The following is a 26,390-nucleotide window of genomic DNA, read 5'->3' as shown; positions in this document are numbered from 1 at the left end:
TAATAGATGTGTCGCTTCGATCATTCTCGCCCGAACGTCAGCTCACCACGTTGCTCGTCCCGCTGGCGCGCGCCTATCGCCGCCATCTCGACCGTGAACTGGCAGACCTCTCGCTGTCGCACTCCTCCGCTCTGGCGGTGATGCTGCTCGGGCGGATGGAGGACGGGGTTCGCCAAGGCGCCTTGGCCGAGCAGCTCGGGGTCGAGCCGCCCACGGTGGTGCCGATGCTCGACCAGATCGAGCGCGCGGGGCTTGCCGAGCGCCGCCCCGATCCCGCCGACAAGCGCGCCAAGACGCTCCACCTCACCGATGCGGGCCGCACGCTGGCCGCCGCGGCGGAGGCGCGCTCAGCCGAGATCCGCGCCGCGCTGTTCGCGGGGATCGATCCCGCCGAGATCGCGGTGGCCAGCAAGGTGCTCGAGTCGCTCGCCCAGGCGCTGGCGGCGGCCGACGCGGCGTGATCCGATGAAGGTCGGACTGCGTGAGGTCGTGTTCTCGGCCAATTGCTTCGCCGCGGCGATGCTGGCGCTGTACGTCTCGTTCGCGCTGGGGCTCGAGCGCCCGTTCTGGGCGATGGCGACCGTCTATATCACCAGCCAGCCGTTGAGCGGTGCGGTCCGCTCCAAGGCGGTGCTCCGCCTGCTCGGCACCCTCGTCGGCGCGAGCGCGGCGGTGGTGATGGTGCCGCTGCTGGTGGGCGCCCCGCTGCTGCTCTCGCTCGCGCTCGCCGGCTGGGTGGCGGTTTGCCAATTCGTCTCGCTGCTCGATCGCACGCCGCGCTCCTACCTTTTCATGCTCGCGGGCTATACCGCCGCGCTGGTCGGCTTCCCGACCGTCGGCCATCCCGAGGCGATCTTCGACGTCGCAGTGCTGCGCGCGCAGGAAATCGGCATCGGTGTGACCTGCGCCGCGCTCGTCCATGCCGCGATCTGGCCGCGCAGCGTCACCGCGCTGCTCGGCGCGCGCGTGCGGACCCTGCTGGCCGAGGCCGAGCGCTGGGTCGCCGACGCGCTCGCCCCCGCCCCGATCGAGCGCGCCGACGAGGAGCGCCGCCGCCTCGCAGGCGACGTCACCGAGTTGCACGTCATGGCGACGCATGTCCCCTTCGACACCGCCGCCGCGCGCCCCACCCGCGCGCTGCTGAGCGCGCTGCAGGACCGTTTCGTGCTGCTGCTGCCGCTCGTCTCCGCGGTCGAGGACCGGCTCGGCGCGATCGCCGTCGAGGGCGAGGTGCCGGCCGAGGTGGGCGCGTTGGTCGGGGACGTCCGGGCCTGGGCGAGCGACGCGGGCGCGCACGCCCCGGCCAGCCTGATCGCGCGCGTCGACGCGCTCTCCATTGAATTGACACCGGCCGACTGGCGCGAGCTGCTGATCGCCAACCTGCTCGACCGACTGCGCGAGCTGGTGGAGGCGCTCGATACCGCGCGCCTGATCGCGGCACAGACGATCGATCCCGGCGCCGCGCCGCCGCAGCGGGTACGCGCGCTGCTGCGCGAGCGGCGGCAGCGGCCGCTCCACCGCGACCTGCCGCTCGCCCTGCTCTCCGCCGTCGCCACCTTCGCCGCGATCGTCGCCTGCTGCGGCTTCTGGATCATGACCGCCTGGCCCGAGGGCGCGGTCGCGGCGATGATCGCGGCGGTGGTATGCTGCTTCTTCGCCACGATGGACGACCCCGTGCCGGCGCAGCGCGGCTTTCTGATCTGGACGGTCGCGTCGCTGCCGCTCGTCGCGCTCTACCTGTTTGCGCTGCTGCCGCTGGTGCACAGCTTCGAGACGCTCGCGCTGCTGCTCGCGCCCGCGCTGCTGGCGGCGGGCGCACTGATGGCGCTGCCGCGCTGGTACGGGCGGATGATGCCGCTGCTGATCGGGTTCGCGGGCGGGCTGGCGCTGACCAACAGCTTCACCGCCGACGCGGCCGGCTTCTTCAACGGCAGCGTGGCGCAGCTCGCCGGCGTCGCCGCGGCGATGGTGGCGACGCGGCTGTGCCGCAGCCTCGGCGCGGGCGCCGCGCTGCGCCGGCTGCGGCGCGCCGGCTGGCGCGAGCTCGCCGATCTGGCGGCGCGACCCGGCCGCGCCCCGCTGCCGGCGTGGCGGAGCCGCATGCTCGACCGCGTCGGGCTGCTCGGCGCGCGTGTCGGCGATCTCGAGCAGGGCGACCGCGACGCCGGCATGGCGGCGCTGCGCGAGCTCCGCGTCGGGGTCAACCTGGCGCAGCTCGCCCCCGCCAACGACGTTGCCAAGGACCTCGGCGACGACGCGCTCGCCGCGCTGCGCGCCGAGATCGCCGCGCATTATCGCGCCCGCGCCCGCGGCGACGTGGCCGCACCCGACACGGCGCTGCTCGCGCGCCTCGACGCGGCGATCGCGACGGCGCTGGCGGAGGTGCCGGCCCCGCGCGACCGGCTCGCCGCGCTGACCGGGCTGCGCCGCAACTTCTTCCCCGCCGCGCGCGGGCTCGACCACGCGAGGGCGGCGGCATGAACGGCGAGATCGATCTGGCGGGCGTGTACGTCCACCCGCTGCTGCTCGCCGCGGTGCTGGCCTTCGTCGCCACGGAGACGATCGGCTGGGCGCTCGCGCGGCTCGGCCTCTACCGCTTCGTCTGGCACCGCGGGCTGTTCGACGTCGCGCTCACGGTCATCCTCTGGGCCGGCTGCGCTGCGCTCCTCGGCGGCGCCGCGCCCGCCGCTCTTTTCGGCTAGGACTTATGAGAAAGATCGTCATTCTCCGCGTCGCCGTGACGCTGATCGTGGTCGCCGTCGCGTGTCTCGCGGCGCAGCGGCTGTGGTTCCACTATGAAGAGGAACCGTGGACCCGCGACGGCCGCGTTCGCGCCGACGTGGTCCAGGTCGCTCCGGACGTCTCGGGCCTCGTCACCCGGGTGTTCGTGCGCGACAACCAGCCGGTCGCGGCGGGCACGCCGTTGTTCGAGGTCGACCGGCCGCGCTACCGGCTCGCGGTGGCGCAGGCACGGGCGGCGATCGCGGCGCAGCAGGTCCAGCTCGCCCAGGCGCGGCGCGAGGCGCGACGCGACCGCGAACTCGGCGACCTGGTCGCGGGCGAGGTGCGCGAGCAGAGCCTCGCCAAGGTGGCGCAGCTCGAGGCGACGCTGGCGCAGGCGCGCGTCATGCTCGACACCGCCGAGCTCAACCTCGCGCGGACGCTGGTGCGCGCGGGCGTGGCAGGCACGGTGACCAACCTCGACCTGCGCCCCGGCGACTATGCCAGCGCGGGGCATCCCGCCTTCGCGATCATCGACCGTGCCTCGCTCCACGTGATCGGCTATTTCGAGGAGACCAAGCTGCCGCGCATCCACGTCGGCGACGCGGTGCGGGTGCGATTGATGGGGGACGACGGCGCGCTCGCCGGCCATGTCCAGAGCATCGCCGGCGGAATCGAGGACCGCGACCGCAGCGCCGGGGCCAATTTGCTCGCCAACGTCAACCCGACCTTCAGCTGGGTGCGGCTGGCGCAGCGCATCCCGGTGCGGGTCACCATCGACCGCCTGCCCGCCGGCACCTCGCTCGTCGTCGGGCGCACCGCCACGGTCGAGGTGGTGCCGCCCGCTCCCACCCCGGCCACGAGGGAGCATCGCGCGTGAGCCCGCGGCGCCTCGCCCCCGCGCTGCTCGCCGCGCTGCTCGCCGGCTGCGCCGCCGCCGGCCCGAACTATCACCGGCCCGCCACCGCGGTGATCGAGCGGCCGAGCGCGACCGGCGCGTTCGTCTCGGGGGACGCCGCCGCCTACGCGCCGGCGCCGCTACCCGACCACTGGTGGCGGCTGTACCAGGACCCGCTGCTCGACCAACTCGTCACGGCGGCGATGGCGCACAACACCGACCTGCGCGTCGCCGCCGCCAACATCGCACGCGCCCGCGCCGCGCTTGACCTCGCCGAGACTGACCGCACGCCGCAGACGCAGGTCGAGGTCGCCCCGGGTTACGCGCAGCGCTCGGCCGAGGAGGAGCTCCTGCCCGGGGCGGCGCTGCCTGCCGCCCCGATCTATTCGGGCCGGGTCGGCGTCTCTTACCAGCTCGATCTCGCCGGGCAGGTGCGCCGTGCGGTCGAGGCCTCGACCGCCGACGTGGCCGCGACGCGCGCCGCCTATGACGCGGTGAAGGTCACCGTGGTGGCGGACACGACGCGCGCCTATGTCGACGCCTGCGCGGCCGGGCGCGAGATCGGCGTGGGGCAGCGCGCGCTCGCGCTGCAGCAGCGTACTACCGCGCTGACCCAGCGACTGGTGCGCGCCGGGCGCGGCATCTCGCTCGACGCGACGCGGTCGCGCGCGCAGGAGGAGCAGGTCCGCGCGACGCTGCCGACGCTGCTCGCGGCGCGGCAGGTGGCGCTGTTCCGGCTGGCGACGCTCACCGGCCGGCCTCCCACTGAGTTCGATCGCGACGTCGCCGCCTGCGCGCTCGAGCCCCGGCTCGACCGCCCGATCCCGATCGGCGATGGCGCCGCGCTGCTGCGTCGCCGCCCCGACGTGCGCCGCGCCGAGCTGCTGCTCCACGCCGCGACCGCGCGGATCGGCGTGGCCGAGGCGGCGCTCTACCCGCGCGTGACGCTCGGCGCCTCCGCCGGTTCGGTCGGGCTGCTGCGCAACGCGCTGGCGGGCGACACCTACAAATTCTCGCTCGGCCCGCTGATCAGCTGGGAATTCCCGAACGGCGGCCGCGTGCGCGCACGGATCGCGGGTGCGCAGGCCGAGACCGATGCCGCGATGGCCAGCTTCGACGGCGTCGTCCTCGGCGCACTGCGCGAGACCGAGACCGCGCTGACCGTCTATGCGCGCGACCTCGACCGCCGCGCCGCGCTGGCGCAGGCGCGCACGCAGGCGGCGCAGGCGGCGAGCGACTCGGAGCGGCTGTTCACCGCGGGGCGGACGGGCTTCCTCCCGGTGCTCGACGCGCAGCGCACGTTGATCGGCACCGAGCAGACGCTCGCCGCGGCGGACAGCCGGCTGGCGGCGGAGCAGGTCCAGCTGTTTCTCGCGCTGGGCGGCGGGTGGGAGGCGTGAGGTTTGCCAATCCTTCCCGCTGGCAGGGAGGTGGCAGCGCGTCAGCGCTGACGGAGAGGGCTTTCCGCGAGCGAGCCGGTCCGTTTGGGGCCACCCCCTTCACCACCCGGCTGCGCCGGGCGGTCCCCAGCATCGGGTTGATCATGCCCCGCATGATCAAGGATCGTCCGGGGGACGATCCGACCCGATGCTCCGTGCCGGGGAGGATCTCGGCGCACGCAGTCCCGCGCCTTTGCCAAGGTCAAGGCCGGTCCGCCCTCCCCACCGCCGCCAGGACATGGCGCAGCAGCCCGTTGGCATCGTGGTTGATATTGTGCCCGCCCGGCATGGCGACCTTGCGCAGGTTGGGCAGGTCCAGCAACGGGCACAGGCTGTCGTCCTCCTCCACGCCGTAGATGCACGTGAACGGCGTCCACGTCAGCGTGCGCGCGGTCGTCATCGCGACGCTGTCGGGCGTGCCGTGATAGGCCCAGCCGGTCGGGTCGGCGCGATAGTAGACCGCGTCACCGGGCAGCACGAGGATGATCCCCGCCACGCGCGCGCGCAGCTCGGACGGCAGGTGCGCCATCCCGGTCTGGACGATGTCCGCGCCATAGGACTGGCCCATCACCACCAGCCGACGCGCACCCGACCCCGCCAGCGCGGTGCGCACCGCATCGGCGACGAAGGCGTCAACCTCGGCGCGGCTGCGGCGTCGGCGGAAGTAGACCGGCGACGAGATGCCGACCACGCCGATATGATGCTCAGTCAGGCCGCGCGAGGTCGAGGCGCCGAGCAGGAAGCGCAGCCCCATGTCGCCCGAGACGTTGACCACCGCGACGTCGCGCACCGGCGGGCGCGCCGGGTAAACGTGCACCGCGTCGCGGTCGAAATAGCCAGCCGCCGCCACCGCCGCGCAGACGAAGGCCGAGCTGACCAGGCTCACCCGCACCCCGCGCCAGAAGGCCGAGCGCGCCCCCGCGCGCTTTCCCCACCGCCGCGCTATAGCAGCTTGTCCAGCGTGATCGGCAGGTCGCGCACGCGCCGGCCGGTGGCATTGTAGATCGCGTTCGCCACCGCCGCGCCGACGCCGGTGATGCCGATCTCGCCGACGCCGTGCGCGCCCATCGGCGTGTGCGGGTCGGGGATGTCGGTCCAGATCACGTCGATCTCGGGCACGTCGAGGTGCACGGGCAGATGATATTCCGCGAGGCTCGGATTCATGATCCGGCCGTTGCGCTCGTCGAACTGTGTCTCCTCCATCAGCGCGAGGCCCAGCCCCATGATGACGCCGCCGCGGAACTGGCTTGCCGCGGTCTTGGCGTTCAGGATGCGCCCGCAGTCGAATGCGCCGAGGAAGCGGCTGACCCGCGTCTCGCCCGTCACCGCATTGACCTTCACCTCGCAGAACAGGGCGCTGTGCGAGTGCATCGACCAGTGCATCAGCTCGAGCGGCGGCGTGCCGGCCTTGGTGACGGTCACCTCGTCGCGCTGCGCGCGCGCCAGGATCGAGGCGTAGCTCTCGCGCCGCGCGGCGTCGTCGAGCTTGGCCAGCCCGCCGTCCTCGCTGCCGACGTCGCCCGCCGCGAGGCCCGCGAGCGGCGAGTCGTTGCCTGCCAGCGTCAGCAGCTCGGCCACCAGCGCGTTGTGCGCCGCGATCACCGCCGCGCCGATCGCGGCGGTCTGCTGCGACCCGCCCGCCATGATCGCGCCGGGAATGGCGGAGTCGCCGTAGGCGACCTCGACACGGTCGAGCGACAGGCCGAGCCGCTCGGCGGCGACGATCGCGGTGGTGGTGGAGGTGCCCATCCCCATCTCCGCCGCCGCGACCTCGACCAGCGCGCGGACGCCGTCGCCGTCGCGGCGAAGCGTGATCCGCGCCTCGGCGCCGGGCATGCGATAATAGGGATAGGTGCCGGTGGCGCAGCCGGTGCCGACCAGCCACTCGCCCTCGCGGCGTGCGCCCGGTGCGCCGCGGTCCGACCAGCCGAAGCGCGCCGCGCCGTCGCGCCACGCCTTGTCGATGTGGCGCGACGAGAAGGGCAGACCGGTGGTGGGATCCTTGTCGGGCTCGTTCCGCAACCGCAGCTCGACCGGGTCGATCGCCAGCGCCACCGCGAGCTCGTCGATCGCCGACTCGAGCGCGAAGGTGCCCACCGCCTCGCCCGGCGCGCGCATGAAGGTGTTGGCGAGCATGTTCATCTGCGTCACCTCCACCTGCAGCCGGATATTGGGGCAGGCGTAACCCGCGCGCGTGCCGAGGATGAACGGCTCGGGCATGTTGTTGTGCGGCGTCATCACGGAGAGGCCGGTGTGGATCAGCGCCTCGAATCGGCCGTCCGCGCTGGCGCCGATCGCGACTCGCTGCTCGGTCAACGTCCGCCCGCCGACGACGCGATACACGCCCTCGCGCGACAGCGCGATCCGCACCGGGCGCCCCGTCATCTTCGCCGCGGCGGCGCCGATCACCTGATGGTCCCACAGCCCCTTGCTGCCGAACCCGCCGCCGACATAGGGCGAGGTCAGCCGCACCTGCTCGGGCTTCAGGTCGAACACCTCGCCGATCGTCTGCGCCTGCTGGGTCACCATCTGGCTGGCGTCGTGGATCACCAGCTCGTCGCCGACCCAGGCGATCGTCGCGGCGTGCGGCTCGATCGGATTATGGTTGTGCCGCGGCGTGCGATACACCGCGTCGACCGTGACCGCGGCCCGCGCCAGCGCGCCCTCCGCGTCGCCGATCTCGTTGAGCAACGGCTGGCCCATGAACAGGCCCTGCGTGATGCCGTTGGCCTTGGCGCCCTTTAGCGAGGTGGTCGAGGGCTCGGCGGCGTACGTGACCTCGACCAGCGCGGCGGCGTGGTCGGCCTGCTCCTGCGTCTCGGCCAGCACCGCGACGATCGGCTGGCCGTTCCAGTGGACGCGATCGTCCTGGAAGATCGTCAGGTCGGCGGGGCCGACACCGTGCGGCGAGGAGCCGAACGCGGGCGGCTTGTTCATCCGCGGCGCGTTGCGGTGCGACATCACCAGCACCACGCCGGGCGCCGCCTCGGCCGCCGCGCCGTTGATCGCGATGATCCGCCCGCGCGGGATGGTGGCGTAGACCAACGCGCAATAGGCCATGTCGTCGAAGCGGAACTCCGCCGCGAAGGGTGCCGCACCCTTCACCTTGAGCGGTCCGTCGAGCCGCGACACCGACGTCCCGATCAGCCCGTGCTTGTGCTGGATCAGCGGATCGGGGACGCCGCCGGGGATCCAGCTGTCCGGCGCGAGCGGGACGAGCTTGTTCATCGCGCCCTGCACCAGCCCCTGCGCAGCCTGCTTGGCCGTATCGACGATGCTCATGCCGCCTCTCCCTTGACCAGCTCGCCCAGCACCGCGGCGAGCGTCCGCCCCGCCAGCGCCGGCTTGAACGCATTGTGCCGCAGCGGGGCGGCGTCGGCGAACTCCAGCGCCGCGGCGGCGTGGAACGCCTCGGGCGTGGCCGGGCCGCCGCGCAGCGCCGCCTCGGCCTTGAGCGCACGCCACGGCTTGTGCGCCACCCCGCCGAACGCGACGCGCACGTCGCCGACGCGCTCGCCGTCGAGCTCGATCGCCGCCGCGACGGAGATCAGCGCGAAGGCGTAGCTCGCACGGTCGCGCACCTTGCGATAGGTAGAGCGCGCCGCCAGCGGCAGCGCGGGCAGCTCGATCGCGGTGATCAGCTCGCCCGGCGCCAGTACCGTGTCGCGCTCGGGCGAGTCGCCCGGCAGGCGGTGGAAGTCGGCGATCGGCACCGTCCGCTCGCCGCCGGCGCCGGCGACATGGACCTGCGCGTCAAGCGCGACCAGCGCGACGCACATGTCGCTGGGATGGGTCGCGACGCACGCCTCCGACGCGCCGAGCACCGCATGGATGCGGTTGAAGCCATCGCGCGCGTCGCAGCCTTCGCCGGGCGAGCGCTTGTTGCAGCGCGAGCCGTCGGTGTCGTAGAAATAGGTGCAGCGCGTGCGCTGGAGCAGGTTGCCGCCGACCGTCGCCATGTTGCGGATCTGCGCCGAGGCGCCGGCCAGGATCGCGCGCGACAGCATCGGGTAGCGCTCGCGCACCGCGCGATGCTCCGCCAGCGCGGTGTTGCGCACGGCCGCGCCGATCCGTAGCCCGCCGCCGTCGCTCTCCGCGATCGCAGCGGAGAGGCCGCTGACGTCGACCAGCGCCTCGGGCCGCGCCACGGTCTCGCGCATCAGGTCGACGAGGTTGGTGCCGCCGCCGAGATAGGCGGTCGCGTTCGCCGCGCCGAGCCGCAGCGCCTCGGCGGCATCGCCCGCGCGGGCATAGGTGAAGGGGGTCATGCCGCCCACTCCGCCGCGACGGTGGCGCGGATCGCGTCGACGATCCCGTTGTGCGCGCCACAGCGGCACAGGTTGCCGCTCATCCGCTCCTGCACCTCCTCGCGCGTCAGCGCGACCGCGGCGGTGAGGTCGGCGCTGACGTGGCTCGGCACGCCGCGGCCCGCCTCCGCCGCCATGCCGATCGCCGAGCAGATCTGGCCGGGCGTGCAATAGCCGCATTGGAAGCCGTCATGCTCGATGAAGGCCTGTTGCAGCGGGTGGAGCCCATCCTCGCCCGCCAGCCCCTCGATCGTGGTGACCGAGCGACCCTCATATTGCACCGCCAGCGCGAGGCAGGAGAGGATCCGCTCGCCCTCCACCAGCACCGTGCACGCACCGCACGCGCCCTGGTTACAGCCCTTCTTGGTGCCGGTAAGATGCAGCGTCTCGCGCAGATGATCGAGCAGCGAGACTCGCGGGTCGGATGGCAGCGCCACCGCCTCCCCGTTGACGATGAGCGACATAAGGGCTTCTCCCTACCTCTCCGATGCAGCGCGTGCGCCTTGGTTAACCTATACCAAGTTTCGGAAAGTCCGCGCCGTTTTTCGCTGCGCTGCGACACTCGACCGGGCGCGACGGCGCCTCATCGTGGCGCGCCCGCCCGGCTGGGGTAAGTGGGGGCGAGAGGACGCGAATCGTTTGCCGCGTCGGTCACATTCGTGGAGGTCCCCCGTGCCGCTCACCGCCGTCGCGATCCGCCATGTCGCCTTCGAGGACCTCGGCCATCTCGACGCGCCGCTGCGCGCCGCCGGCTACGCGATCCGCTACGTCGAGGCGGCCGAGGGTAGCGTCGCCGCGCTCGACCCGCTCGCGCCCGACCTGCTGATCGTGCTCGGCGGCCCGATGGGCGTCTACGAGGCGTCGGAGCACCCGTTTCTCGGCGACGAACTGGCGCTGCTGCGCGCGCGGCTGGCGGCGGAGCGGCCGACGCTCGGGCTGTGCCTCGGCGCGCAGCTGATCGCGGCGGCGCTCGGCGCGCGCGTCTACCCGGGGCCGGCCAAGGAGATCGGCTACGCGCCGGTGACGCTCAGCGCGGCGGGAGCGGCCTCGCCGCTCGCCGCTCTGCCCGCGAACCAGCCGGTCCTGCACTGGCACGGCGACACCTTCGACCTTCCGGCGGGCGCGACTCTGCTCGCCTCGACCGACCTGTATCGCCAGCAGGCGTTCGCGTTCGGCCGCCACGCGCTCGCGCTGCAATTTCACCTCGAGGCGGACAGGATCGAGCGGTGGCTCGCGGGCCACGCCGCCGAGCTGCGCGCCGCGCCGATCGACCCCGCCGCGATCGCGCGCGACGCCGCGCGTCACGACGCCGCCCTGCGCCACGCGGCCGCGGCGGTGCTCACCCGCTGGCTGTTCGCGTCGAGCTGAGCGCTTACCCCGCCGACTCGCGGCGCGCCGCCATCATCGCGAGCCAGCGCCGGCGCAGCACCGCACGGCGTTCGGGATAGCGCTCGTCGAGGAAGGTCACGCTCGTCAGCCGGTCGGTGCGGAACATGCGGAAGTCCCCGCGCAGCTCGCACCAGGCGATCAGCATGCGCATGCCGTCCATATAGCCGACCAGGAACGGCCACACCGTCCGCTCGCTCGGCTCGCCCGCGGCGTCGGCATAGCCGATCCGCAGCTTGCGCCCTTGCAGGCTCCAGGCGCGCAGCCGCGCGACATCGATCCCCGCGTCGGCGCGCTCGCTCCACGCGGGCGGGGTGATCACCGCGGGCTCATCGATCGCGGCGCGCAGCCGCTCCGGGATCACCGCCGCGACCTTGGCGAGCACATCGGCCGCGGCGCGCGCCAGCCCCTCGTCGGCGTGCACCAGCACCCATTGCGCGCCGAGCACCACCGCCTCGACCTCGTCCGAGGTAAGCATCAGCGGCGGCATGTCGAAGCCGCGCTCCAGCACGTAGCCGATCCCCGCCTCGCCGCGGATCGGCACGCGCTGCGCCACCAGCGCGGCGATGTCGCGATAGACCGAGCGCCGGCTCGTCTCGAGCTCGGCCGCGATCGCGTCGGCGGTCATCGGCCCGGGGGCGCGGCGGAGCAGTTGGACGATCTCGAACAGGCGGTCGGCGCGACGCATGGGGCCGATCCTAGAGCCGCGCGAGCGGCGAGGCGAGCAGCGCGAGAAGCGGGGGCGCGGCGCTCGCCAGGATGAGCAGCGCGGTCGCGACGAAGCCCGCCGCCGCCCAGCGCAGGTCGCGTGCGGTCACGCCGGCACCGCGTCGCGTGCCATGGCGCGCTGGAAGGCGGGGCGCTGCGTGAGCCGCGCGAGATAGGCGGGGATGCGGCCGTCCCGGGGCATCAGCTGATGTGCCCAGCCGAGTGTGCCGCCCATCATCACGTCCGCCGCGCTGAAGCGCTCGCCGAGCAACCACGGCCCGTCGGCCAAGGCGCGCTCGACCCGCGCCAGCGCGGCGGCGAAGGCCGGTGGGGTCTCATCCTCGGGGGCGCCGAGGCGCGCGCCGATCGCGGGGCCGAACTCGCCCTCGATCCAGCTCAACCAGGTGAGATAAGGGCCGCGGTCGCGGTCGCCGATCCGGGGCGCGAGCCCGGCGCCGTTGGCCAGGTCGGCAAGATAGGTCGCCACCGCGGCAGATTCGGTGACCAGAACGTCTTCGTCGAGCAGCGCGGGTACCTTCCTGTCGGGGTGCGGGTTGGCGGGGTCGGGGCCGTCGCCGCTGCCGTCGCGGTAGCGGATCGTGACGTAGCGGAGCTGGTAGGGCACGCCGAGCTCCTCGAGCAGCCAGATGATGCGGGTCGAGCGCGAGCGCGGGGCGTGGAACAACGTCAGCATGAAGGTCTCCTTGGGTCAGGACGGCTTAAGGAGACGGTGTACGCCGGGCCTGCTGCCAGCGTGGTGGCAGCAGGGACCATCCGCCCCTTTCGCCATTCCCGCGAAAGCGGGGATGACGGGAGAGGAAAGGCGGGGGATGACAGACGCGGAAAGAGACCCGAAGCAAGCGCCTGCGGAGGAGCGTGTCGAAGGGGAGGATTTCGACACCCGAAAGCCCCTTGATCTCGATCGATACCTTCATCCCGCCCCGGGGGCGGAACTGCGTGCCTTGCCCGCTCGTGCTCGCGCCACTCGGACCGGAAGGACCTGACTCGATGGCATCAAGCCCCGGGCGCCCAGCGCTCGCCCCCCTCGCGCTCGCAGGCCGGCCGATTTACCCGGTACTGCTGCCAGTGCCGATCACCTTGTTCGTCGCCGCGCTCGTCACCGATCTCGCTTATGCCGGCAGTGCCGAAATGATGTGGCTCGATTTCTCGTCCTGGCTGCTACTGGCCGGGCTGATCGCGGGCGGTCTGGCCGGTGCTCTACTGCTGGTCGAGCTGGTCCGCGCGGGCGCGGCGCGACGGGGGGCGCTCGGGCTGCACTTCACGCTGCTGCTCTCCGCCTGGATCGTCGAGGTGCTCAACTCCTTCATTCACGCGCGCGACGGTTGGACCGCGGTGGTGCCGACCGGGCTCGCGCTATCGGTGGTCGCCGTGCTGCTGGCACTCGCCGCGGGGTGGTTCTGGCAGGCGGTGCCGCGGCGCCGCTCGGGAGACGTGCGATGACCCGACGGCTGACGCTCGCGCTCGTCGCGCTCCCGCTCGCCGCCTGCGGCAGCGGGCAGCAGATCGACCAGAACCGCCAGTACGGCGCCAACCCGGTGCTGCCGGCGCCGCACGAGCAGCTCGTCGCGGACGTCGGCGTCTACGAGACCGTCGGCTGGAAGAAGGGCGAGACGCCCACCGTCCCCGCCGGCTTCCGCATCGAGCCGCTCGCCAGCGGGCTCAGCAACCCGCGCAACGTCGTCGCGCTGCCGAACGGCGACGTGCTGGTGGTCGAGTCGCGCAACGACGGCAAGGAGCCGGTGCAGCGCCCCAAGGATCCGATCCGCGACTGGGTGATGGCGCGCGCGCATTCGCAAACGCTGAGCGGCAATGCGCCCGCGTCGAGCAACCGCCTGACGCTGCTGAGCGGTGCCGGCAACGACGGCCAGCCCGCCGCGCGCTCGATCCTGGTCGACCAGCTCAACGCGCCGTTTGGCAAGGTCGCGCTGGGCGGCCAGCTCTACGTCGCCGACACCGACGCGATCGTGCGCTATCCCTTCACGCCGGGGCAGACGCGGATCACCGCCCCCGCGACACGGCTGACCGCGCTGCCCGCGGGAACGATCAACCATCACTGGACGAAGAGCCTCACCGCCAGTCCGGACGGCACGCGGCTGTACGTCGGCGTCGGTTCGAACAGCAACGCGATGGAGCGCGGCAGCGATGCCGAGAAGGACCGCGCCGCGATCTTCGAGGTCGACCCGCGGACCGGCGCGTCACGGCCTTTCGCCACCGGGCTGCGCAATCCCAACGGGCTCACCTTCTATCCCGGCACCGACACCTTGTGGGCCGTGATCAACGAGCGCGACGAGCTCGGCCCCAACCTGGTGCCCGACTATCTCACGTCAGTGCGGCCGGGCGCTTTCTATGGCTGGCCCTACAGCTATTACGGCCAGCACCTCGACCACCGCGTCAAACCGCAGCGCCCCGACCTGGTCGCGCGCGCGATCGCGCCCGACTATGCGCTCGGCTCGCACGTCGCGCCGCTCGGGCTCACCTTCTACACCGGGGCGAGCTTCCCCGCGGGTTATCGCGGGGGCGCCTCCGTCGGTGAGCACGGCAGCTGGAACCGCACCGACCCGCACGGTTACAAGGTCGCGTTCATCGCCTTCCGCGGCGCGCGCCCTGTCGGCACGCCGCGCGACTTCGTCACCGGCTTCCTCAAGGACGGCAAGGCACGCGGCCGCCCGGTCGGCGTCGCGGTTGATCCGCGCGGCCGGCTGCTGATCGCGGACGACGTCGGCGGCACGGTGTGGCGGGTCAGCTATGCCCGCGGCTGAGCCGCTGGCCAGCACGGCACGAAGCGCGTAGCACGGCGCGATGGCCGACCGCTTCGAGAGACACCGCCAGCCGTGGCGCCCAGACGAGATCCAGAAGCTTCATACCCTGGCGAAGAAGGGCATGGCGCTGAAGGCGATCGCCAAGGCGCTGACGCGGAGTGAGGAATCGGTGAAGGAGCGGGCCAAGCAGGACGGCCTGTCGATCGCCAAGCTGCACTAGGCGTCAGGCGCCGATCAGCAGCCGCCACCGCGTCCCGACCAGCGTGCGCAGCAGCTGGACCAGGCCGAGCGACAGCAGCAATCCCGCCGCGAACGTAGCGGCGATCGCGGCGAGCAGCGCCCACCTTGGCTGATCGTCGGGCACCCACGCTCCGATCAGTCGCGCCACCGGCCGCAGGATCGGCCCGTGGACGAAATAGATGCCGGACGCCGCCCCGGCGACGAACCCGGTCGCCGCGCGGGCGCCCGGCGGCAGCGCGGCCTCGCGCGCGCGCCCAGACCAAGAGCAGCAGCGCGATCGTCGCGCGCTGAAGATAGAAGGCGCTCTCGCGCAACGACACGCCGTGCCAGGCGTCGCGCTGCACGCAGAGCAGCACCAGCCCGATCGTCGCCGCCACGGCGACGAGGCCGAGCCAGGCCGCACGCCGGCGCAGCCAGGCGAGGCGTGCCTCCAGGTCGAGCCCCACCGCGATACCGATCGCGTAGGCGCCCGCGAAATAGACGATCATCGCGGGCGTCACCTCGGTACCCGTACGCGACGCGAGCAGCGGCGCGAGCATCAGCGCGGCGCCAGGCCAGCGCAGACGCGGTCCGCGCAGCGCGGCGAGCAGCGCCGGGCTCACCAGATACAGCACCAGGATCACGGGTATGTACCACAAGGTATTCCAGGTCGCGCCGGTGACCAGATTGGTCGCCAGTGTGCGCGCCAGCAGCGGCGCGTCGTGCGCGGCCTGCGCGGTGGCGTTGGTGGCCAGCGTCAGCACCAGCGTCACCGCCGCATAGGGCAGCGCCACCGCGGAGAGCCGCTGCGCGAGGAAGCGGCGATGCGGGCAGGGCGCGAAGAGATGACCGTAGAGCAGCCCGGAGATGATCGCGAATAGACCGTCGCGTCGTGCGCAACGACGTGGAGCAGCGCCTGCACCGTCGCGGCATCACCGTGCCACGCCGGCAGGCCGCGCAGCAGCAGCGCGTTGCCGGCGTGGATCAGCACCACCTGCACGATGCTGAAGCCGCGGAACAGGTTGACGTAGCCCAGGTGTGCGCCTGCGCCGGGCGACGGTCGCACCGCGAGCGGCTCGACGGCGCCGTCGCGCGGCGCGAGCGCAAGCGTCACAGCGGCGCGCCCGCCACCGTCCGCACCTCGACCCGGCGCGCCGCCCGGAACACCTACCAGCGCTGCAACGCGAAGGTAACGGTAGGGGTGATCAGCACGCTCGGCACCAGCGGCACCCAGTCGGGCCCCTGGAGCGGACCGGTGATGATCCAGGTGATCGCGCAGTTGATCAGCAGGCCGACGATTTGGGTGAGCACGAACTTGGCGCGAGTCCGCAGGCCGAACGGCGCGGTTCCCGCGTCGCCGAAGGTCACGCGCGACTGCAGGTGGTAGCCGACATAGACCGAGAGCAGGAAGGCGGGCAGCACCGCCGCCACGTTGAGGCTGACGGGCAGGATAATCAGCACGTAAGCGAGGTACACCGACGAGTAGATCGTCGCGCACAATCCACCGATCACGCCGAACCGGACGATCTGCCCCCACATGACCTGTCCCCTCTTCCCTGCGCGCCAGCCTAGCAGCCGACGCGTGCCGCGGACTCCCGCAGACGAGCGCGCCGCGGCTATTGCGGGGGGATGCCGAAGGGGGGGCCGAGACCGCCGCGCCCGAAGCGATAAGTTGTTCGATCTGCCCCGCTTTAAGCTAAACGCCCGCTTCGACGGGATCGATACGTTCGAGCCGCGTGCGCGAGACGCGCGGCGCGGCGCCTAGCGGTCGGTCACGCCGCGCAGGTCTTCACCGCGCGCGCGAGCGCGGGCAGCGGATCGCCTTTGGGGACGAACTCGTGCGCGAGATAGCCGTCGAAGCCGGTATCGGCGAGCGCGCGCGCGAAGGCGCCCCAGTTGACCTCCTGCGTGTCGTCGAGGTCGTGGCGCCCCGGCACGCCGCCGGTATGGACATGGCCGATCCAGCGAATGTTCTGGCGCACCGTGTCGATCAGGTCGCCCTCCATGATCTGCATGTGATAGGCATCGTACAGCAGCTTCACGTGCGGCGAGCCCACCGCCTCCATCACGCGTGCGCCCCAGGCGGTGTGGTCCGCCATATAGTCCTTATGATCGACCTTGCTGTTGAGCAGCTCGAGGCAGATCGTGACGTTGTTGTCCTCGGCGATCTTCTTGACGCGGTTGAGCCCGGCGATGGTGTTCTCCGCGCCCTGCTCATCCGACATGCCCTTGCGGTTGCCCGAGAAGGCGATGACGTTGGGCACGCCGGCCTTGGCCGCCTGCGGGATGCCGACGCGATATTGCGCCTCGATCGCGGCGTGGTTCTCGGTGCGGTTGAGCCCGTTGGGGATCTGCATCACGTCCGCGGCATAGCCCATCGTGCAGCGCAGCCCGTGGCGGCGCGGCACGTCATAGTCCTTGGGCTCGAGCAGGTCGATGCCGTCCAGCCCGATCTTGGCGGCGAAGGCGCAGAGCTGATCGAGCGGGATCTTCTCGTAGCACCAGCGGCTGACCGACTGTTTGAGGCGCTTACGCGGCGGCGTCGCCGGCCCGGCGACGGCCGCGCTCGCGGCGAGGGTGAGGGAAGTGCCGATGACCTGTCGCCTTGTGACCATCGGCCGAGTGTAGCGCACCCGCCCGCGGGAGCAAGCCGCCGCGCGGCGATCGACAAGAAGCGGCGGCGCTGCGATAGCTTGCGCCGTGTCGACCGCGTCCCCCGCCCCGCTCCGCCGCATCGCGATCGACCGCGGCGGCACCTTCACCGACGTGGTCGCCGAGCGCGCGGACGGCACCATCGAGGTGATCAAGCTGCTCTCGGTCGACCCCGGCCGCTACGACGATGCCGCGGTGGAGGCGGTACGGCGGCTGACCGGCGTGCGCGACGGCGCGCTGCCGCCGCTCGACGTGCGCATCGGCACCACGGTGGCGACCAACGCGCTGCTCGAGCGGCGCGGCGAGCCGGTGCTGCTGGCGATCACGCGCGGCTTCGGCGACGCGCTGGCGATCGGCTACCAGGACCGGCCCGACATCTTCGCGCGCGCAATCGTCCGCCCGCCGCCGCTGCCCGAGCGCGTGGTCGAGATCGACGAGCGGGTCGACGTCGACGGCGCGTTGGTGCGCGCGCTCGACCTCGCCGCCGCCGAGCGCGACCTGCGCGCCGGTCACGACGCCGGGCTGCGCGCGGTCGCGATCGTGCTGATGCACGGCTGGCGCTACCCCGCGCACGAGGCGGCGCTGGAGGCGCTGGCGCGCGCGATCGGCTTCACCCAGATATCGGTGAGCCACCGCGTCGCGCCGCTGATCCGGCTCGTCGCCCGCGGCGACACCACCGCGGCCGACGCCTATCTCTCGCCCGTGCTGCGCCGCTACGTCGACGGACTGGAGGCGGCCTTCGGCGGCGCGCCCCTCTTCATGCAATCCTCGGGCGGACTCGCCGCGGCGCGCGCGGTGAGCGGCAAGGACGCTTTGCTCTCGGGACCGGCGGGCGGGATCGTCGGCATGGCCGCGGCGGCGCGCGCCGCCGGGGTCGAGCGCGTGATCGGCTTCGACATGGGCGGCACCTCGACCGACGTCTCGTTGTGGGCGGGGACGTTCGAGCGGCGCCAGGAGGCGGTGATCGGCGGCGTTCGCGTCGCCGCGCCGATGCTGCGGATCGACACGGTCGCGGCGGGCGGCGGCTCGATCTGCGGCTTCGACGGCGGTCGCTTCACGGTGGGGCCGGAGAGCGCCGGCGCCGACCCCGGCCCCGCGAGCTATCGCCGCGGCGGACCGCTGACGGTGACCGACTGCAACCTTCTGCTCGGCAAGATCGTGCCCGAGCATTTTCCCGCGGTGTTCGGGCCCGGGCGCGACCAGCCGCTCGACCGCGGCGCCGCGCGCACCCGGCTTGAGGCGCTGCTCGACACGGTGGAGGTCGCCGTCGGCACGCGCCCCGATCCGCTCGCCGCGGCGGAGGGGCTGGTGGCGATCGCGGTCGCCAACATGGCCAAGGCGATCAAGTCGGTGTCGGTCGCGCGCGGGCATGATCCGGCGAGCTACGCGCTGATGAGCTTCGGCGGCGCGGGCGGGCAGCACGCCTGTCTCGTCGCCGATGCGCTGGGGATGCGCGACGTGCTGATCCACCCGCTCGCCGGCGTGCTCTCGGCCTGGGGCATCGCGCTCGCCGACCGCCGCGCGGTGCGCCAGCGCACCGTCGCGGCCCCGCTCGACGCGGGCGCGTGGCGCGAGACGCTGGACCAGCTCGCCGCCGCGGCGCGCGCCGAGTTGGACGGTGAGGGCACGGCCGAGGCGACGGTAGAGGCGGTGGCGACGCTGCGCTACGCGCGCACCGACCAGGGGATCGAAGTGTCGGTCGCGGACGCCGCGGCGATGCGCGCCGCCTTCGAAGCGGCGCATCGCGAGCGCTTCGGTTTCACCGCTGAGGACGCATTGATCGTCGAGCGGCTCCAGGTCGAGGCGGTGCGGGCGAGCGCGGCGCCGGCGATGGCGGCGCCCGCGCCGGCGGCGTCGACGCCCGAGATGGTCATGGTGACGATGGCGGGTGCGAAGCACGAAGCGCCATTGCACCGCCGTGAGTCACTCGGCGCGGGCGCGCGCGTCGCCGGGCCGGCGCTGTTGGTGGACGCCACCTCGACCGTCGCGGTCGAGCCGGGCTGGGAAGCGACGGTGCTCGACGACGGCTCGCTGCGGCTCACCCGCGTCACAGCACGCGCCGCGGCGGCCGGCGACGCCGCGGTCGACCCGGTGCGGCTGGCGATCTTCGCCGGCCTGTTCATGGGGCTGGCGGAGGAGATGGGCTCCGCGCTCCAGCGCAGCGCCGCCTCGGTCAACATCCGCGAGCGGCTCGATTTCTCCTGCGCCCTGTTCGACGCCGGCGGGCACCTCGTCGCCAACGCGCCGCACATACCGGTGCATCTCGGCTCGATGGGCGATTGCGTTCGCCACCTGATTGCCAGCCGCGCCGGCGGCGGTCGCGGGATGCGCCCGGGGGACGCCTATGCCGTTAACGACCCTTATCGCGGCGGCACGCATCTGCCCGACATCACCGTCGTCCAGCCGGTGTTCGCTGGCGGCGACGCGCCCGCCTTCTTCGTCGCCGCGCGCGGGCACCACGCCGACGTCGGCGGCACCAGCCCCGGCTCGATGCCCGCGGACAGCCGCACGCTCGCCGACGAGGGCGTGGTCTTCGACGACGTCCTGGTGCTCGCCAAGGGCCGCTTGCGCGGCGGCGAGGTGCGCGCGCTGTTCGCCAGCGGCCCGCACCCGGCGCGCACGATCGACCAGAACATGGCCGATCTCGCGGCGCAGCTCGCCGCCTGCGCGCGTGGAGCGGCGGGGCTGGAGCGGCTCGTCGCCGAGCAGGGGCGTGAGGTCGTGGCGGCCTACATGGAGCATGTCCAGGCGCACGCCGAGACGCTGGCGCGCGGCGCGGTACGATCGCTGTCCGACGGCGCCTTCGCCTATGCCACTGACGACGGCGCGGAGGTGTGCGTCGCGGTGCGCGTCGACCGCGACGCCGGGGCGCTGACGGTCGACTTCACCGGCACCAGCGCGCAGCGGCCGGGCAACACCAACGCCCCGCTGGCGGTGACGCGCGCCGCGGTGCTGTACGTGCTGCGGACGCTGGTGGCTGAGGACACGCCGCTCAACGACGGCTTCCTGCGCCCGGTGACGCTGATCGTGCCGGAGGGCTCGATGCTCAACCCGCGCTATCCCGCGGCGGTTGTGGCGGGCAATGTCGAGACCAGCCAGGTCGTCACCGACGCGCTGATGGGAGCACTCGGCGCGATGGCGGCGTCGCAGGGGACGATGAACAACTTCACCTTCGGCGACTCCAACCACCAATATTACGAGACGATCGCGGGCGGCGCGGGCGCGGGCGACGGCTTCGCGGGCGCGAGCGCGGTGCAGACGCACATGACCAACAGCCGGCTGACCGATCCCGAAGTGCTCGAGACCCGCTTCCCGGTGCTGCTGGAGACGTTCGCGATCCGGCGCGGCTCGGGCGGCGGGGGGCGTTGGCCGGGCGGCGACGGCGCGCTGCGGCGCGTGCGCTTCCGGGCGCCGATGCGGGCGAACATCCTGTCCAACCACCGCGTCGTGGCGCCGTTCGGGCTGGCGGGCGGCGGCGATGGTGCGGTGGGGGCAAACCGCGTGGAGCGCGCGGACGGGCGCGTCGAGACGCTCGGCGCGACCGCGTCGGTGGAGCTGGCGGCGGGCGACGTGGTCGTGATCGAGACGCCGGGCGGCGGTGGCTACGGGGGCGCGGCGTGAGCGGGTGGGGCTGTCGTCGTCGTCTGGAAGGTGCGGTCCGGAGCGATGCGATCGTGGGAGCCCCGCCTCTTCCATCGAGCACGTACCCCGGCGCAGGCCGGGGTCCAGTAACGCGCCGCTCGCGTGAGCCGCGCGGGCTCTCCCGACCGAGCCCCGGCCTCCGCCGGGGTGCGGAAGAGGTGAAGGAGCGTTCCCCTTCTAGCCTCCACCCCGGCGGAAGCCGGGGTCCAGTGGGGGGACGTGGGTGGTCCTCACGTCGGCCTTCCCACCTGGACCCCGGCGTGCGCCGGGGTGGTCGGATCGCGAGGCGAGGCGGACGAACGATCCATGACTTCGCTCCCCTCCTCGCGCGAATCCGTCGCTGATGCTGGTCCTTGCCGGTGTCGCGGTGATCGCGTTGGGCTTCCTGCTGCGCTTCAACCCGCTGCTGGTGATCGTCGTCGCCGCCGCGGTGACGGGGCTCGCCGCCGGGCTCGACCCGCTCGCCGTGCTCGCCAGGTTCGGCCACGCGTTCAACCAGAGCCGCTACGTCACCGCGATCTACATGGTCCTCCCGGTCATCGGCCTGCTCGAGCGTGCCGGGCTGCAGGAGCGTGCGCGCGGACTGGTCGGCGGGTTGCGCGGGCTCACCGTGGGGCGGCTGCTCGCCGGCTATCTGCTGTTCCGTCAGCTCTCCGCCGCGCTCGGGCTCAACGCGGTGGCGGGGCCGGCGCAGACGGTGCGGCCGCTCGTCGCGCCCATGGCCGAGGCCGCCGCGGCACGCCAGCGCGGGGTTGGGGGCGAGCAGGACGGCGAGCCGATCCGCGCACTGGCCGCCGCGACCGACAATATCGGGCTGTTCTTCGGCGAGGATATTTTTATCGCGATCGGTTCGATCCTGCTGATGCGCGGCGTGCTCGAGGGCTATGGCGTGCGGGTCGAGCCGTTCCAGCTCTCGGTCTGGGCGATCCCGAGCGCGGTCGCCGCCTTCCTCGTCCACGGCGCACGGCTGTGGTGGCTCGATCGCCGGCTGAAGCGACGCGCGCGATGATCGGGCTCAACCTCGTCTACGCGGTCGCGGGGCTGTTCTTCGCCGCCTGCGCGCTGCTCGGCGCGGCCGACCGGCGCTGGGCCAATTCGTTGTTCCACGCGCTGCTCGCGCTCTCCTTCTTCGCCGGCGACGCGATCGGCGACCTTGGCAACGGCGTGCTCGTGCTCGCGCTGGTGGCCACCGCCACGTCGGGCCGGATGCGCCGCGGCGAGCCCGAGACGCCAAGTGAGCCACACGGCCCGCTGCTCGCGCTCGCGCTGGTGATCCCCGCCGCCGCGCTCGGCGGCACCCTGCTGTTCAAGCGGCTGCCCAGGCTAGTCGACTCGCAGCAGGCCACGCTGGTGGCGCTGACGCTCGGCGCGCTCGTCGCGCTCGTGCTCGGCCATTGGCGGTTGCGCGCACCGCCACTCGCGGGGGTGCGAACGGGGCGGCGGCTGCTCGACGAGATCGGCTGGGCCGCGATCATGCCGCAGCTGCTCGCCAGCCTGGGCGCAGTGTTCGCGCTCGCCGGCGTCGGCGACGTGGTCGGCGGGCTGGTCGGCGGGGCGATCCCGGCGGGGAGCGTGCTCGGCGCCGCGATCGCTTACGGTCTCGGCATGGCGCTCTTCACGATCGTGATGGGCAACGCCTTCGCCGCCTTCCCGGTGATGGCGGCGGCGGTGGGGATGCCGCTGCTGGTGCGCCAATACGGCGGCGATCCGGCAGCGGTCGCGGCGATCGGCATGCTAGCGGGCTTCTGCGGGACGCTGCTCACCCCGATGGCGGCGAACTTCAACATCGTCCCCGCGGCGTTGCTCGAGCTGCGCGACCGCTACGGCGTGATCCGCGCACAGGCGGCGACCGCACTGCCGCTGCTCCTCTTCAACGTGCTGCTGTTATGGTGGGTGATCCGATGACCAGGCTCGACCCCGCGCTCGCCGCGCGCTTCGCCCGCATCACGCTCGATCATGTCGGACGCGACTATCCCTACAAGCTCGACCATGTGCTCACCGGCGCACACGACGCGGTGCCGCCCGCGACGCTGCACCCGATCTTCCACGGCAGCTTCGACTGGCACAGCTGCGTCCACGGCTGGTGGCAGCTGCTGACGATCCGCCGCCTCTTCCCGGCGCTGGCGGAGTCCGAGGCGATCCGCGCGCGTGCCGACGCCATGCTGGTCCCCGCCAAGGTCGCTGGCGAGCTCGCCTATCTCGACCGGCCGACGAGCGGCGGGTTCGAGCGACCCTATGGCTGGGCGTGGCTGCTCGCGCTTCACGGCGAGGCGGACCGGCATGCCGCCCCCTGGGGCAAGGCGCTGGAGCCGCTGGCGCGCGCCTTCGCCGCGCGCCTCGCCGCTTACCTGCCGAAGCTGACCTATGCGGTGCGGGTCGGCACGCATTTCAACACCAGCTTCGCGCTGGTGCTGGCGCGCGACTGGGCGCTCCGACACGACCCCACGCTGGTCGAGCTGATCGACGCGCGCGCGCGCGGCTGGTTCGGCGAGGACCGCGCCTGCCAGGCGTGGGAGCCGTCGGGGGACGACTTCCTCTCCTCCGCCCTTTGCGAGGCGCTGCTGATGAGCCGCGTGCTGCCCGCGGTCACGTTCGGCGCGTGGTTCGACGCCTTCCTGCCCGACGTCGCGCGCGGCGAGCCGGTCACGCTGTTCCGGCCGGCGCACGTCTCCGACCGGAGCGACGGCAAGATCGCGCATCTCGATGGGCTCAACCTCAGCCGCGCCTGGTGCTGGCGCCAGCTCGCCGCCGCGCTCGGCCCGCGCCACCCAGGCGCCGCGGCGATGCGCCACGTCGCTGCGGCGCATCTCGCCGCCAGCCTGCCGCACCTCGACGACGATTACATGGGCGGCCACTGGCTCGCCACCTTCGCGCTGCTGGCGGTGCTGTCGGGCTGAGACTTCATCCATCCGCGGTGTTTTACCGGCGTGCTCCTGCGCACGCAGGAGCCTAGGGCCGCGGGGGCCATCTTCGTGGCCCTGGGCTCCGGCGTTCGCCGGCGCACGAGCCGGTCCGGACGACGGCACGTCAACCGCGCCGATCCCCCGCAACCAGCCGGCGCGCCGGCGGTTCACTGCGCAACACCCGTAGGAGGCACTATGCTCGAACATGTTCCCCACTGGCTCGGCAACCTGTTGCACAACGTCCGCGCGGGCCATGCGAAGCTGGTGATCGTGCAGGACGGGATCGTGCCCGCGGGCGGCGCGCAGCTGACGCTCTCCAGCCCCGCCTTCGCCGACGGGGCGCGGCTGCCCGAGCGTTTCACCGCCGACGGCGAGGGCATGTCGCCGCCACTGACCTGGACCGGGGTGCCCGCCGACGCGGTCGCGCTGGCACTGCTGGTCGAGGACCCCGACGCGCCCGCGCCCAACCCGCTGGTCCATGCGGTGGTATGGAACCTGCCGCCCGACTCGGCGGGGCTGGAGGAAGGCGCGATCGCGGCCGACGGGCGCGGCGCGTTCGACGGCTCGGACGTGGGCCGCAACAGCTATCAGCAGGAAGGCTGGTTGCCGCCCGACCCGCCGACCGGGCACGGCAGCCACGACTATGTCTTCCAGCTGTTCGCGCTGAGCGAGGCGGCGGCACTCGACGTCAGCCCGGGGCGCAGCGCCGTGCTGGAGGCGCTGCGCGGGCGCGTGCTCGCCGCTGGCACGCTGAGCGGCACCTACTCGCGCGGCGAGCCCGCCGGGATCGGGCCGGTCGGCGCCGCACAGCCCGCCTGAGCCTCGTGCGCGATCCGACCCCCCGCCCGCTGCCCGCGGCGCCGCGCTGGCTCGGCCTCTCCGGGCTGCTCCCGCCCGCGGGCTGCGTCGCCGTCGCGCTCGCGCTGCCGGCGCTGCAGCCCGCGGCGACACTGGTGGGCGGGCTCTACGCCGCGGTGATCCTGTCGTTCCTCGGCGGGCTGTGGTGGATGGACGCGCTCGAACGCCGCGTCACCTTCGCGGCGCCTTACGTGCTGGCCGTGGCACCCAGCCTCGTCGCCTGGGCGGCGCTGCTGACGTGGCTGCTCGGCGGCGCACCGCCGGCCTCGTCGCTGGTCGCGCTGGGTGCGGCGGTGCTGGTCTCCCCGCTCGCCGACCGCGCCGCCTCGCCCACCGTGCGCGAGCTGCCCGGCTGGTGGGGCCTGCGGCTGACGCTCTCGGGCGGGCTCGGTACGCTGACACTGCTGCTGGCGCTGCTGGCGCGGTGAAGGACCGGCCCTGTGAGTCCTCCCTTCTGGGGAGATCGCTGCGACCTTGCTGCCCCGTGCTCCTGCGGCGGCAGGAGCCTAGGCGCGCGCGCCGTGCCGCGTCGCTCTGCTTGACCCTGGGTTCCGGCGTTCGCCGGAACCCAGGCACGACACGCGTGACCAGTGGCTCTCCTGACGACCTGCCGAGACCGGAGGACTGACGGCGCCTGCTCAGCCCTCCGGATCGGGCGCGGTGAAGGGCGAGCAGCACGGCTCGGTCACCGCATGATATTCCATCAGCTCGACCCGCGTGCCGTCGGGATCGTAGAGGTTGGCCTGCCACTTGCCGTCCAGCCCCAGCTGCGGGCCGTCGTGGCGGCCGGTCATCTTCTTGCCGCGATACAGGCCGGTCACTGCGGTCTGCATGTTGTTCACGCCGAGCGAGAGATGGTTGAGGACGCCGAGCTGGCGCGCGTCGAGCGAGGCCTCGGTCACGCGCGAGCCCTCGCCGACCATCATATATTCGAGCCAGTCGCGCCCGTCGGGCGTCTGCTGCGACACCCAGTCGACCTTGGGCGGCTCGAACGAGCCGAACCAATAGGGGCGAAAGCCGAGCAACGTACGGTAGAAGCCGTCCTCCTTGGCGCGGTCGCGCACGGCATGGCCGATGTGGATGATCCGGCCGCTCACCGCACCCGGCACCGCCGCGGCGCTCGCCTTGGTCTCGACGAACTGCACCTCATTGCCCTCAGTGTCGCGCGCGGCGAAGCGGCGCTCGCCCGCGCCCTGCTCCAGCGCCCCGATGCCGGGGGCGCCGCGCGCGAGCAGCCAGGAGCGCAGCGCGGCGGCGTCGGCGGTGCGATAGGCGGCGTGCGCGAACAGGCTGGCGCCGAGTCCCGCGGGCGCGGGCAGCACCTCGACGAACTGCGCGCCGCTGAATGCGTAGCGCGCACCGGCGGCATTCTCCGGGTCCGCCACCTTCCGCGCGCCGAGTACGCCAGCGTAGAATCGCTCCGACGCGGCGAGGTCCCGGCTGTACACCGCAAGATGCGAGATGCCGGTGATCGGCGGCCGCTCGGGCGCGCGCGCGCCGACCGAGAAGAACGCTGCGACGATCATCGCCGCCCGCGTGAGACGCATGTGAGATCCTCCCCTGTTGCGCCGAAGTAATGGCGCCAGGTCTGTAGGTTAGCTGGCGCAAGCGTGTGTGTCACGCGGCGCGGCGCAAAGGCGGGAAGGTGCTGAGCATGCCGCGGTGCCCTCTCGAAGCGCCCCCCGAAATGCTCCAGCGGTTCCGCCCGGACGCAGCCGCTCGAGCGCTACATGGAACGCCGCCGGCCCGAGACCATGCACGACTTCACCAGTGAAAACCCGCTTCATGCCGGTTGCGTCCGCCCCTCCGCCCGTTGTAGCGTCACGACAGGAGCGCTACCCGAGCGAGCGGCGGCGCCTGGGCGAGGGAGAGGAAGC

General features: G+C 72.9%; 26 protein-coding genes and 1 pseudogene. 15 read left to right on the top strand and 12 right to left on the bottom strand.

Going from position 1 to position 26,390, the window contains the following annotated elements; genetic code table 11:
• The first annotated feature begins 8 nt into the window (after window positions 1–8).
• From QBJ89_RS07815 to QBJ89_RS07795, 5 genes are read left to right on the top strand one after another with little or no spacing between them, the layout of a single operon-like run.
• Complete coding sequence (locus QBJ89_RS07815; RefSeq protein ID WP_277979964.1) at window positions 9–461, top strand: MarR family winged helix-turn-helix transcriptional regulator; 453 nt, start codon at window positions 9–11, stop codon at window positions 459–461.
• A 4-nt stretch (window positions 462–465) separates the two neighbouring features.
• Window positions 466–2,481, top strand: coding sequence for an FUSC family protein (locus tag QBJ89_RS07810; RefSeq protein WP_277979963.1), 2,016 nt, complete (start codon window positions 466–468; stop codon window positions 2,479–2,481).
• A complete protein-coding gene (locus QBJ89_RS07805) occupies window positions 2,478–2,702 on the top strand; it encodes a DUF1656 domain-containing protein (RefSeq protein ID WP_277979962.1) in 225 nt (74 codons plus the stop codon). Before QBJ89_RS07810 ends, QBJ89_RS07805 begins: the two co-directional genes overlap by 4 nt.
• Window positions 2,703–2,707: 5 nt before the next feature.
• Window positions 2,708–3,601: an efflux RND transporter periplasmic adaptor subunit gene (locus QBJ89_RS07800; RefSeq protein ID WP_277979961.1), complete on the top strand. Its 894-nt coding sequence runs from the start codon at window positions 2,708–2,710 to the stop codon at window positions 3,599–3,601.
• The gene (locus QBJ89_RS07795; RefSeq protein ID WP_277979960.1) at window positions 3,598–5,019 is read left to right on the top strand and encodes an efflux transporter outer membrane subunit; all 1,422 of its coding nucleotides are present in this window, start codon (window positions 3,598–3,600) and stop codon (window positions 5,017–5,019) included. Before QBJ89_RS07800 ends, QBJ89_RS07795 begins: the two co-directional genes overlap by 4 nt.
• 241 nt (window positions 5,020–5,260) lie before the next feature.
• Here QBJ89_RS07795 and QBJ89_RS07790 read toward each other — a convergent pair whose 3' ends face one another.
• Genes QBJ89_RS07790 through QBJ89_RS07775 form a run of 4 tightly spaced genes read right to left on the bottom strand, consistent with a single transcriptional unit; the run spans window position 5,261 to window position 9,829 of the window.
• The gene (locus QBJ89_RS07790; protein WP_277979959.1) at window positions 5,261–5,944 is read right to left on the bottom strand and encodes an AcvB/VirJ family lysyl-phosphatidylglycerol hydrolase; all 684 of its coding nucleotides are present in this window, start codon (window positions 5,942–5,944) and stop codon (window positions 5,261–5,263) included.
• A 56-nt stretch (window positions 5,945–6,000) separates the two neighbouring features.
• Window positions 6,001–8,340, bottom strand: coding sequence for a xanthine dehydrogenase family protein molybdopterin-binding subunit (locus QBJ89_RS07785; protein WP_277979958.1), 2,340 nt, complete (start codon window positions 8,338–8,340; stop codon window positions 6,001–6,003).
• Window positions 8,337–9,326: an FAD binding domain-containing protein gene (locus QBJ89_RS07780; protein WP_277979957.1), complete on the bottom strand. Its 990-nt coding sequence runs from the start codon at window positions 9,324–9,326 to the stop codon at window positions 8,337–8,339. The genes QBJ89_RS07785 and QBJ89_RS07780 overlap by 4 nt, the downstream gene beginning before the upstream one ends.
• Window positions 9,323–9,829: a 2Fe-2S iron-sulfur cluster-binding protein gene (locus QBJ89_RS07775; protein ID WP_277979956.1), complete on the bottom strand. Its 507-nt coding sequence runs from the start codon at window positions 9,827–9,829 to the stop codon at window positions 9,323–9,325. The genes QBJ89_RS07780 and QBJ89_RS07775 overlap by 4 nt, the downstream gene beginning before the upstream one ends.
• Window positions 9,830–10,037: 208 nt before the next feature.
• Here QBJ89_RS07775 and QBJ89_RS07770 point away from each other — a divergent pair, with 208 nt between their 5' ends.
• On the top strand, window positions 10,038–10,733 hold the full coding sequence (locus QBJ89_RS07770; RefSeq protein ID WP_277979955.1) for a glutamine amidotransferase: 696 nt from the start codon (window positions 10,038–10,040) through the stop codon (window positions 10,731–10,733).
• A 4-nt stretch (window positions 10,734–10,737) separates the two neighbouring features.
• Here QBJ89_RS07770 and QBJ89_RS07765 read toward each other — a convergent pair whose 3' ends face one another.
• Both QBJ89_RS07765 and QBJ89_RS07760 read right to left on the bottom strand, forming a co-directional pair.
• Window positions 10,738–11,439: a helix-turn-helix transcriptional regulator gene (locus tag QBJ89_RS07765; RefSeq protein ID WP_277979954.1), complete on the bottom strand. Its 702-nt coding sequence runs from the start codon at window positions 11,437–11,439 to the stop codon at window positions 10,738–10,740.
• A gap of 126 nt (window positions 11,440–11,565) precedes the next feature.
• Complete coding sequence (locus QBJ89_RS07760) at window positions 11,566–12,153, bottom strand: glutathione S-transferase family protein (RefSeq protein WP_277979953.1); 588 nt, start codon at window positions 12,151–12,153, stop codon at window positions 11,566–11,568.
• 314 nt (window positions 12,154–12,467) lie between these two features.
• Here QBJ89_RS07760 and QBJ89_RS07755 point away from each other — a divergent pair, with 314 nt between their 5' ends.
• The 3 genes from QBJ89_RS07755 to QBJ89_RS07745 are packed head-to-tail and all read left to right on the top strand — an operon-like array spanning window position 12,468 to window position 14,459.
• Entirely contained in the window at window positions 12,468–12,920 is a 453-nt protein-coding gene (locus tag QBJ89_RS07755; RefSeq protein WP_277979952.1) for a DUF2231 domain-containing protein, read from the top strand.
• Window positions 12,917–14,239 (top strand): PQQ-dependent sugar dehydrogenase, encoded by a 1,323-nt coding sequence (locus tag QBJ89_RS07750; protein ID WP_277979951.1) that lies wholly within the window; start codon window positions 12,917–12,919, stop codon window positions 14,237–14,239. The genes QBJ89_RS07755 and QBJ89_RS07750 overlap by 4 nt, the downstream gene beginning before the upstream one ends.
• A 40-nt stretch (window positions 14,240–14,279) precedes the next feature.
• The gene (locus QBJ89_RS07745) at window positions 14,280–14,459 is read left to right on the top strand and encodes a hypothetical protein (RefSeq protein WP_219754705.1); all 180 of its coding nucleotides are present in this window, start codon (window positions 14,280–14,282) and stop codon (window positions 14,457–14,459) included.
• A 3-nt stretch (window positions 14,460–14,462) separates the two neighbouring features.
• On the opposite strand, the gene QBJ89_RS07740 is transcribed toward QBJ89_RS07745, so the two are convergent.
• From QBJ89_RS07740 to QBJ89_RS07720, 5 genes and pseudogenes are all read right to left on the bottom strand, one after another.
• Window positions 14,463–14,603: a hypothetical protein gene (locus QBJ89_RS07740; RefSeq protein WP_277979950.1), complete on the bottom strand. Its 141-nt coding sequence runs from the start codon at window positions 14,601–14,603 to the stop codon at window positions 14,463–14,465.
• A 181-nt stretch (window positions 14,604–14,784) separates the two neighbouring features.
• A pseudogene (locus tag QBJ89_RS20200) lies at window positions 14,785–15,318 on the bottom strand (acyltransferase family protein); the annotation flags it as partial.
• The gene (locus QBJ89_RS07730) at window positions 15,228–15,572 is read right to left on the bottom strand and encodes a hypothetical protein (protein WP_277979948.1); all 345 of its coding nucleotides are present in this window, start codon (window positions 15,570–15,572) and stop codon (window positions 15,228–15,230) included. The gene QBJ89_RS07730 and the pseudogene QBJ89_RS20200, both read right to left, overlap by 91 nt.
• A gap of 53 nt (window positions 15,573–15,625) precedes the next feature.
• Window positions 15,626–15,997, bottom strand: coding sequence for a GtrA family protein (locus tag QBJ89_RS07725; protein WP_277979947.1), 372 nt, complete (start codon window positions 15,995–15,997; stop codon window positions 15,626–15,628).
• A gap of 233 nt (window positions 15,998–16,230) precedes the next feature.
• Window positions 16,231–17,073 carry a hydroxypyruvate isomerase family protein gene (locus QBJ89_RS07720; RefSeq protein ID WP_277979946.1) on the bottom strand — a complete coding sequence of 281 codons (843 nt, stop codon included), beginning with the start codon at window positions 17,071–17,073 and terminating at the stop codon, window positions 16,231–16,233.
• A gap of 85 nt (window positions 17,074–17,158) precedes the next feature.
• On the opposite strand from QBJ89_RS07720, the gene QBJ89_RS07715 reads away from it, so the two are divergent.
• The 6 genes from QBJ89_RS07715 to QBJ89_RS07690 all read left to right on the top strand — a co-directional run bounded on the left by QBJ89_RS07715 (window position 17,159) and on the right by QBJ89_RS07690 (window position 24,941).
• Complete coding sequence (locus tag QBJ89_RS07715) at window positions 17,159–20,731, top strand: hydantoinase B/oxoprolinase family protein (RefSeq protein WP_277979945.1); 3,573 nt, start codon at window positions 17,159–17,161, stop codon at window positions 20,729–20,731.
• Window positions 20,732–21,095: 364 nt separating this feature from the next.
• Window positions 21,096–21,761, top strand: coding sequence for a DUF969 domain-containing protein (locus tag QBJ89_RS07710; protein ID WP_277979944.1), 666 nt, complete (start codon window positions 21,096–21,098; stop codon window positions 21,759–21,761).
• Complete coding sequence (locus tag QBJ89_RS07705) at window positions 21,758–22,657, top strand: 5-oxoproline transporter, DUF979 family subunit (protein WP_277979943.1); 900 nt, start codon at window positions 21,758–21,760, stop codon at window positions 22,655–22,657. The genes QBJ89_RS07710 and QBJ89_RS07705 overlap by 4 nt, the downstream gene beginning before the upstream one ends.
• Window positions 22,654–23,649 (top strand): DUF2891 domain-containing protein, encoded by a 996-nt coding sequence (locus QBJ89_RS07700; protein WP_277979942.1) that lies wholly within the window; start codon window positions 22,654–22,656, stop codon window positions 23,647–23,649. Before QBJ89_RS07705 ends, QBJ89_RS07700 begins: the two co-directional genes overlap by 4 nt.
• Window positions 23,650–23,850: 201 nt before the next feature.
• A complete protein-coding gene (locus tag QBJ89_RS07695) occupies window positions 23,851–24,474 on the top strand; it encodes a YbhB/YbcL family Raf kinase inhibitor-like protein (RefSeq protein WP_223013768.1) in 624 nt (207 codons plus the stop codon).
• 5 nt (window positions 24,475–24,479) lie between these two features.
• Window positions 24,480–24,941 (top strand): DUF3429 domain-containing protein, encoded by a 462-nt coding sequence (locus tag QBJ89_RS07690; RefSeq protein WP_277979941.1) that lies wholly within the window; start codon window positions 24,480–24,482, stop codon window positions 24,939–24,941.
• Window positions 24,942–25,151: 210 nt separating this feature from the next.
• Here the strand turns inward: QBJ89_RS07690 and QBJ89_RS07685 are convergent, their stop codons facing one another.
• Entirely contained in the window at window positions 25,152–26,060 is a 909-nt protein-coding gene (locus tag QBJ89_RS07685) for a VOC family protein (protein ID WP_277979940.1), read from the bottom strand.
• Window positions 26,061–26,390 lie beyond the last annotated feature (330 nt).

The organism is Sphingomonas phyllosphaerae (assembly GCF_029623345.1).
Classification (GTDB): Bacteria; Pseudomonadota; Alphaproteobacteria; order Sphingomonadales; family Sphingomonadaceae; genus Sphingomonas; species Sphingomonas phyllosphaerae_C.
The sequence above is the reverse complement of the archived record's forward strand: the minus strand, read 5'-3'. Positions and strand labels throughout refer to the sequence as shown.